The organism is Flavobacterium sp. (assembly GCF_036405015.1).
Classification (GTDB): domain Bacteria; phylum Bacteroidota; class Bacteroidia; order Flavobacteriales; family Flavobacteriaceae; genus Flavobacterium.
In genome coordinates, this window is sequence record NZ_DASWYK010000224.1 from 1 (window position 1) to 7,967 (window position 7,967).

General features: G+C 33.0%; 6 protein-coding genes. 5 read left to right on the forward strand and 1 reads right to left on the reverse strand.

What is annotated here, in order from left to right; translation table 11 throughout:
- Positions 1-248: 248 nt before the first annotated feature.
- Positions 249-1,247: a GntR family transcriptional regulator gene (locus tag VGE71_RS19365; protein WP_331139774.1), complete on the reverse strand. Its 999-nt coding sequence runs from the start codon at positions 1,245-1,247 to the stop codon at positions 249-251.
- Between the two features lie 102 nt (positions 1,248-1,349).
- Here VGE71_RS19365 and VGE71_RS19370 point away from each other — a divergent pair, with 102 nt between their 5' ends.
- The 5 genes from VGE71_RS19370 (at position 1,350) to VGE71_RS19390 (ending at position 7,647) form a co-directional block, all read left to right on the forward strand.
- Positions 1,350-2,402 carry an aldose epimerase family protein gene (locus tag VGE71_RS19370; protein ID WP_331139775.1) on the forward strand — a complete coding sequence of 351 codons (1,053 nt, stop codon included), beginning with the start codon at positions 1,350-1,352 and terminating at the stop codon, positions 2,400-2,402.
- Between the two features lie 35 nt (positions 2,403-2,437).
- Positions 2,438-3,598 carry a galactokinase gene (gene galK / locus VGE71_RS19375; RefSeq protein WP_331139776.1) on the forward strand — a complete coding sequence of 387 codons (1,161 nt, stop codon included), beginning with the start codon at positions 2,438-2,440 and terminating at the stop codon, positions 3,596-3,598.
- 18 nt (positions 3,599-3,616) lie between these two features.
- A complete protein-coding gene (locus tag VGE71_RS19380; protein ID WP_331139777.1) occupies positions 3,617-4,675 on the forward strand; it encodes a UDP-glucose--hexose-1-phosphate uridylyltransferase in 1,059 nt (352 codons plus the stop codon).
- Positions 4,676-4,927: 252 nt separating this feature from the next.
- Positions 4,928-6,613: a sodium/sugar symporter gene (locus VGE71_RS19385; protein WP_144216223.1), complete on the forward strand. Its 1,686-nt coding sequence runs from the start codon at positions 4,928-4,930 to the stop codon at positions 6,611-6,613.
- A 254-nt stretch (positions 6,614-6,867) separates the two neighbouring features.
- A complete protein-coding gene (locus VGE71_RS19390) occupies positions 6,868-7,647 on the forward strand; it encodes an SDR family oxidoreductase (RefSeq protein ID WP_057115557.1) in 780 nt (259 codons plus the stop codon).
- Positions 7,648-7,967 lie beyond the last annotated feature (320 nt).

A 7,967-nucleotide genomic window follows, 5' to 3' on the forward strand; every position in this document is an offset into this window, starting at 1 on the left:
TATACACTTTTAATAAAGAGAAATACGAAGAAAAATTATTAAATAATTTTGTATTGAATTTATAATTCAACCAATTGGGTAAAATTATTTTAAACACATAGAAACATAGTTTTACAGGGCTTTTAAAAAGACTTTTCACTAGTTTAAACAAACATAGCCATCTATGCGAAAGAAATAAATTTCTCTTTTAGAGGTCTTCTTTTAGATATAAAACCTATGTTTCTATGTGTTAAAAATTGACCCTAATCTTATAAAGAGTTCCTTACTATAAGAGCAGATTTGTTTTCGATCTGCTCTTTTGTTCCCTTCAAAACCATATCGGCCAAAATTTTTCCCATCAGTTCAAAATTGGTTGAAATGGTTGTAATTCCGTTTGCGGCAATTTTCTTCAAAGCTGTTTCATTATAGGATATAATTCCGAAATCCTCTCCCAATTTCAAATTTCTGTTAATGGCATTTTCTATCACCAAAAGCAGATCACGATCGTGCGGAATAATATACAAATCTCCAAAAGCAATGGACTGATTACTGAAATCGGAAATAATTTCATAATCAAAACCATAATCTTTACAGAAAGATTCAAAACCCGTTTTCATTCCTGGCGGTTCTCTAAATCCGGGGAAAATTAAAATCAGTTTTTTGTATTTTGACAATCTTGATTTCCCTTTTAGCAAACCTTCATAAATATCTTTTTGGTGATTTTGATAAATTGCTGGAAACATTTTTAACTCCAAATTGGTCTGATCCAAAATAATCACATCGTTTACTGGTAGGGTTTTTATAGAATCGACGATATCGTTTAAGTTCGTCGGCATGATAATGTATTTGGTATAATTTCCGTTGCTGTCATTTATCAGTTTTTTGAAAACCTGAACATTAAAATGATGAAAGAAAATATCAACCTGAACATTTTTTCCGATGTTTTTTAAAAATGAATTATAAATGTCTTCCTTAAAAATATTCAATTCATCAAAAAGCAAGAAAACCTTCTGAGTTATAGTGATTTCAACACTTTTAACATAATATCCTTTGCCCGGAATTGCATAAATAATCCCTCTTTTCTTCAATTCATCATAAGCCAAAAGCACCGTATCGCGAGATAAAGAAAATGCCAGACACACTTTGTTTACCGAAGGAAGACGATCTCCTTTTATCAATTTTCCTAGTTCAATCGCTTTTTCTATTGAAAGAATTATCTGCTTATATTTTGGAAGACCAATGTTATTTTGAATTGAAATGATGTTCATAATAAAGTCATTTTGACTATTAATTTTTAAAAACTGGTAGGTACTGGTATGCAAAAATAATAAATGTTTCTATTTTTGGATTTCATTTTTGGTAAAAATTATATGGAAATAAAACACATATCACATTTAAAAGACACACATAATTGCAAATTGTTTGGTTTAATGCCTAATAAAGAAGAAATATATTCTTTTGAATTGGTAAACAAAAACGGAATGAAAGTTCAAATTATCAATTATGGTGCAACAGTGACTTCAATCCAAATTCCAGTAAACGGAAAATTGACAGATGTTGTTTTGGGTTTTGATAATCTGGAAGCTTATTTAGAATCTTATAATTTGCCAAGCGCTCCTTATTTTGGAACTACTGTTGGTCGATATGCGGGACGTATTCATAATGCTACTTTTAGCCTTAATGATAAAAAATTTGAGCTAGACGGAAATAATAACGGAAACACACTTCACGGTGGTGTTATGGGATTTGGAAGAAAAGCTTGGAGTGTCGTTAATGCGATATCTGGCGAAAATCCATCTATTACTTTTGGTCTTTTGAGCGAACATTTAGATGAAAATTTCCCAGGCGAAATGACGGTTTACTTGACCTATACTTTGACTGAAGAAAATGAATTAAAATTAGAATATAAAGCAACTTCAACAGAAGATACTGTTATCAATTTAACGCATCACAGTTATTTTAATCTTGATGGTCATGATACCAATGTTTTAGAACAACAAATGTTTATCAAATCGGATAAAATGCTGGAAACAAATTCAGATAATATTCCAACCGGAAATTTTACTGATTTAAGCAATCATGATTTTGATTTTAGAGCACCTAAAAATTGTCCGTTTCCTATCGACAATTCTTTTGTTGTGAATTCTAAAACTGAAATTGTAGCCCAATTAATCAGTTTAAAAAACAAACTAAAAATGAATGTTTATACCGATCAACCAAGTGTACATATATATGTAGGTGGAAATTGTTTCGGAAAATTAAAAGGAAAAGAAAATGTAGATTACAATGCGCAAAGCGGAATTTGTTTTGAAACTCAAAATTTCCCTGACGCTCCAAATCAAGCACATTTTCCAAATGCCGTTTTGAAAAAAGGAGAAGAATACGCTCAAAAAACAGTTTACAAATTTGAAAGTTTAAATTAATAAAATTCCAAAAACCACAATACACTAACTATATAATGAATGATATTTTAATACAGAATACTGTTGCTTTTTTTGAGAAATCTTTCGGATCATCTCCTCAAAAAACGGTTCTTTCTCCAGGTAGAATCAATATTATCGGAGAGCATGTTGACTACAATGACGGTTACGTTTTACCTGCAGCAATTGACAAAGTAATTTGTTTTGCTTTTGAAAAAAACAACACGAATACTTCTAAAATAATCGCTATCGATTTAAATGAAGAATTTGAAATCGATTTGACTCAGGAAGTTAAACTGAGTGATGTTGTTTGGACGAATTACATTCGCGGCGTAATCAAACAATTACAAGATAACGGATTTACTTTTGAAGGTTTCAACTGTGTTTTCAGCAGTAATATTCCGGTTGGTTCTGGATTGTCATCTTCTGCAGCTTTAGAATGCGGAATGATTTTCGGAATCAAATCTCTTTTTGATTTAAAAATCGAGAAAGTAGATATTTCTTTATTAGGACAAAAAGCAGAACACTGGGTTGGAATCAATTGCGGAATTATGGATCAGTTTTCGAGCGTTCATGGTCTTGAAAACAAAGTAATCAAACTAGACTGTAATACTTTAGATTTTGAATATCACAATGCCGACTTCAAAGATTATTCTCTTATTTTATTTGACTCTAATGTAAAACATTCGCTTTTTACATCTGAATATAATACCCGAAGAATCGAGTGCGAAGAAGGTTTAGCAATTATAAAAAGCCATTTCCCTGAAGTAAAAAGTTTTAGAGACGCTACAGAAGAACAGGTTTTAAGTCTAAAAGACAAAATGACTGAAAAGGTTTTCGATAGAGTTCATTTTGTTGTAAAAGAAATCAATCGTGTTATTAAAGCCTGCGAAGCTTTAGATAAAGGGAATATTGAACTTTTAGGCGAATTACTTTTTGAAACACATTACGGTTTATCTCAGGAATATGAGGTAAGCTGCGAAGAATTAGATATGCTTGTTGATACCGCAAAAGAAGACAATGCCATCGTAGGTTCACGACTTATGGGAGGCGGTTTTGGAGGCTGTACGATCAATTTAGTTAAAAAAGGGCATGAAAATGAGGTTAAAAGTAAGTTTTCGAAACTTTATTTAGATACATTTGGAATTGAATTAAAATTCTATGATGTAAAAATCTCAAACGGAACAACACTACTTTAAAAACCACAACACACTACAATGAAAAATTTTGACATTAATGAAGATCCGCACAGACGCTTCAATCCATTAATTAATGAATGGGTTTTAGTTTCACCTCATCGTGCAAAACGCCCTTGGCAGGGACAAAACGAAACAATTTCGACAGAAGAACTTCCAAAATACGATCCAACTTGTTATTTATGTCCAGGAAATGTTCGCGCCAACGGAGTAAATAATCCTGCATACGAAAACAGTTTTGTTTTTGAGAATGATTTTGCTGCTATGAAACAGGAGGAAATTATTTTTGAAGACGATATTAAACACACCTTTTTTAAAGCTAAACCAGAACAGGGAATTTCAAGAGTTGTATGCTTTTCGCCAAGACACGATTTGACTTTACCTGAAATGGAAATTGCAGATATAGAAAACATCATTAAAACTTGGCAGAAAGAATATACCGATTTAGGAAATATTAAATTCATCAACCACGTTCAGATTTTCGAAAACAAAGGAAGTGTAATGGGATGTAGCAACCCACACCCACACGGGCAAATCTGGGCTCAGTCTTCGTTGCCAACTCAAGTTGAAAAAACACAAAACAGCTTAAAATCATATTACGACAAAAACAAAAGAACCTTATTAGAAGATTACGTTCAAGCCGAATTAAAAGTCGGAGATCGTATTGTAATCGAGAATGATCATTTTGTAGCATTGGTTCCATTTTGGGCAATTTGGCCGTATGAAACGATGATTGTAAGCAAAAGAGCCGTAAATAAAATCACCAATTTCACCGCTGAAGAAAGTAGTGCTTTTGCTAAAATTTTAAAACAGCTAACAACAAAATACGATAATTTATTTAATACGTCGTTCCCGTATTCTTCAGGAATTCATCAGTCTCCAACCGATGGATTAGAACATCCGGAATGGCATTTTCATATGCATTTTTATCCACCATTGTTAAGATCGGCAACGGTAAAGAAATTTATGGTTGGGTACGAAATGTTAGGAGAATCACAACGTGATATTACACCTGAAAAAAGCGCTGAAATTTTGAGACAACTTTCAGAGGTACATTATAAAAGTCTGGTAAAAGCGTAATCACTCTTGTAAGAAAGAAGCTCAAAAGTTGAAAATTTAACACAATTATCCATTAATAAATGTAAAAAACACATTTGCCGATAGTTGTTTTATAAATTTTTATTTTACATTTGGCTTCCACTTTTATTTTCATAAAAAAATAACAGAAATAAAACACATCTTGCATTTTTAACAAGATTAAACAACATTAAAACAGATTTAAAACCCAATAAACAAACAACCTTATAATAATTATTTAAAATACTACTAACAATGAACCAAAACCTCGCTTTCGCAGACTATGCGGTTTTTATTATCTACTTTATCGTAGTCTCTGTCTACGGTTACACCGTTTATCGCAAACGTAAACAAGACGAACAAGATGCTAAAGCTTACTTTTTGGCTGAAGGAAATTTAACTTGGTGGGCAATTGGGGCGTCTCTTATTGCTTCTAATATCTCGGCAGAACAATTCATCGGAATGAGCGGTGAAGGTTTCTTCTTAGGAATCGCCGTTGCTGCTTACGAATGGCTTGCTGCTATTGCACTTATTATTGTTGCTGTATGGTTTATTCCTGTATATCTTAAAAATAAGATTTACACCATGCCACAATTCTTAAAAACACGTTACAATGAGTCTACTGCTCTTATCATGGCAGTTTTCTGGCTGTTCTTATATGTTTTTGTAAACTTGACTTCTATTCTTTACTTAGGAGCTGTTGCCATTAACGGTCTTGCTGGAGGAGAATATCTTCACGCAATCATGATCGGTTTGGCTGTTTTTGCTTTGTTTATTTCTCTTGGAGGAATGAAAGTGGTAGCTTATACAGACGTTATTCAAGTAGCTGTGTTGATCATTGGAGGTTTGGTAACTTCTTATATCGCTCTTACAACAGTTGGACAATACTTTGGTGTTGGTGAAAATGCAATTGCAGGTTTCAAAGTTTTGATGAAAGAAGCTCCTGAGCATTTCAAAATGATTATTCCAAAACCAACTGCAGCTTCGTCTCAGCTTGAAATCGATAAATATTTGACTTTCCCTGGATTGTTATCTTATGCTGCTGGTATCTGGATCATCAACCTTAACTATTGGGGATGTAACCAATACATTACACAAAGAGCTCTTGGAGCAGATTTACAAACTGCACGTACAGGAATTTTATTCGCTGGTATGTTGAAATTATTAATGCCACTTATTGTAATGCTTCCTGGTATTGCTGCTTACGTTTTATACACAAACGGACATTTACCTCAATTGGTTGGAGGAAAAGATGGTGCTTATTCTGCTGTATTAACATTCCTTCCAACTGGATTAAAAGGACTTTCTGTTGCCGCTTTAACTGCTGCAATCGTAGCATCTTTGGCTGGAAAAGTAAACAGTATCTCTACAATTTACACATTAGATGTTCATAAAAAATACATTCAGAAAGAAGCTGGTGAAAAACAACAGGTAAACATCGGACGTCTTGCCGTTTTTGTTGCCATGCTTTTAGCTGTTTTATTTACATGGAACGACATCTTAGGAATCGGTGGTGTTGGAGGATTTACATACATCCAAAAATATACTGGATTCATAAGCCCTGGAGTTTTTGCTATGTTCTTCCTTGGTATGTTCTGGAAAAGAACTACTGGAACAGCTGCAATCGTTGGGGTAATCTTAGGATTCTTATTATCTGTTTTATTCAACGAATATGCTCCAGCTTTATTTGGAAACGATACACTTTTATACACAGCTTACAATAACGGAAAAGGAGCTTTCGAAATTCCTTTCCACATCTGTATGGGATTATCATTCTTGTTTACAATGATTGCCATGATTCTAATCAGTTTCGCTGGACCAAAAGTAAACCCTAAAGCATTCGAGACTGAGCCTGGAATGTTTAAAGTACAACCGCAAACAACTGTTCTTATCGTAATTACGTTATTGATCATTGTTGCGCTTTATGTTAAGTTCTGGTAATAAATTATCAGTTCAATTCTCTCTTTTTACAGCTGTTGTTTGTCATGAACAACAGCTGTAAATTTTTAAAACAATTTCTAACACATAGAAACATAGATTTTTTTAATCCACAAAAAGAGCAGAAAACAAATCTAGATTTGAACACATAGCTATGTGAATTTAGATAAATAAAATGCCTTTTTTTAGACAAAGAAAAACTATGATTCTATGTGTTTAAAAAATATATTAGCAATAAATTATAATAAATAAAAATCATGCAGTTATCATTAACCCAAAAAATCATTATTGTTACGGGAGGCGCAAAAGGAATTGGTTTAGGAATCGTTAAGGTTCTTGCCGAAGAAAATGCAATTCCGTTTATCGTTGGACGTAACGAAAATGACAACATCAAAGCCGTAGAAGAATTAAAAGCCATTGGAAAAGAAGCACATCAAGTTGCTGCTGACCTTACAAAACCTGAAGACTGCAAAAAAGCCGTTGAAGCCGTAATCGCAAAATTCGGAAGAATTGACGGATTGGTAAACAATGCCGGAGTTAATGACGGCGTTGGATTAGAAAACGGAAATTATGAAGATTTCGCCGCATCTCTTCACAAAAATTTAGTGCATTATTATTTAATGGCTCAACACGCTCTTCCTTATTTGAAAGAATCAAAAGGAGCAATTGTAAACATTGGTTCTAAAACTGCCGAAACAGGACAAGGCGGAACTTCAGCTTACGCCGCTTCCAACGGAGGAAGAAATGCTTTAACCAGAGAATGGGCCGTTGAATTATTAAAATACAGCATTCGTGTAAACGCAGTTATTGTGGCTGAATGTTACACGCCACTTTACGAAACGTGGATTAACACTTTTGAAAATAAAGAAGAAAAATTGGCTGCAATCACTAAAAATATTCCATTAGAAAACAGAATGACAACTGCTGAAGAAATCGCGAATATGGTGGTTTTCTTGTTGTCTGAAAAATCAAGTCATACTACAGGGCAGATTATTTATGTCGATGGTGGTTACACACATTTAGACCGTTCTATTTAATATTTTTTTGCCACAGATTTAAAGGATTAAAATGATTTTTGAATTCTTTAAATCTGTGACATAAATTTTTTAACACATAGAATCATAGCTCAGCTTTGTCTAAAAAAGGCATTTCATTTTTGTAAATTCACATAGCTATGTGTTCAAATCTAGATTTGTTTTCTGCTCTTTTTATGAATTAAAAAAAATCTATGTTTCTATGTGTTTAATTTTTTTCATGCAGATTGAAGCAGATTTATTAAAATCCTTTTAATCCTTTAAATCTGTGGCAAAATTATATAAGCACTATTCTAAAACTCCGAAGGCGTAATTCCTTTAAA

Excerpts from the sequence above, each read along its gene's own strand:
- VGE71_RS19365 (WP_331139774.1), bottom strand. The coding sequence starts at position 1,247 with ATGAACATCATTTCAATTCAAAATAACATTGGTCTTCCAAAATATAAG.
- VGE71_RS19370 (WP_331139775.1), top strand. The coding sequence starts at position 1,350 with ATGGAAATAAAACACATATCACATTTAAAAGACACACATAATTGCAAA.
- galK (WP_331139776.1), top strand. The coding sequence starts at position 2,438 with ATGAATGATATTTTAATACAGAATACTGTTGCTTTTTTTGAGAAATCT.
- VGE71_RS19380 (WP_331139777.1), top strand. The coding sequence starts at position 3,617 with ATGAAAAATTTTGACATTAATGAAGATCCGCACAGACGCTTCAATCCA.
- VGE71_RS19385 (WP_144216223.1), top strand. The coding sequence starts at position 4,928 with ATGAACCAAAACCTCGCTTTCGCAGACTATGCGGTTTTTATTATCTAC.
- VGE71_RS19390 (WP_057115557.1), top strand. The coding sequence starts at position 6,868 with ATGCAGTTATCATTAACCCAAAAAATCATTATTGTTACGGGAGGCGCA.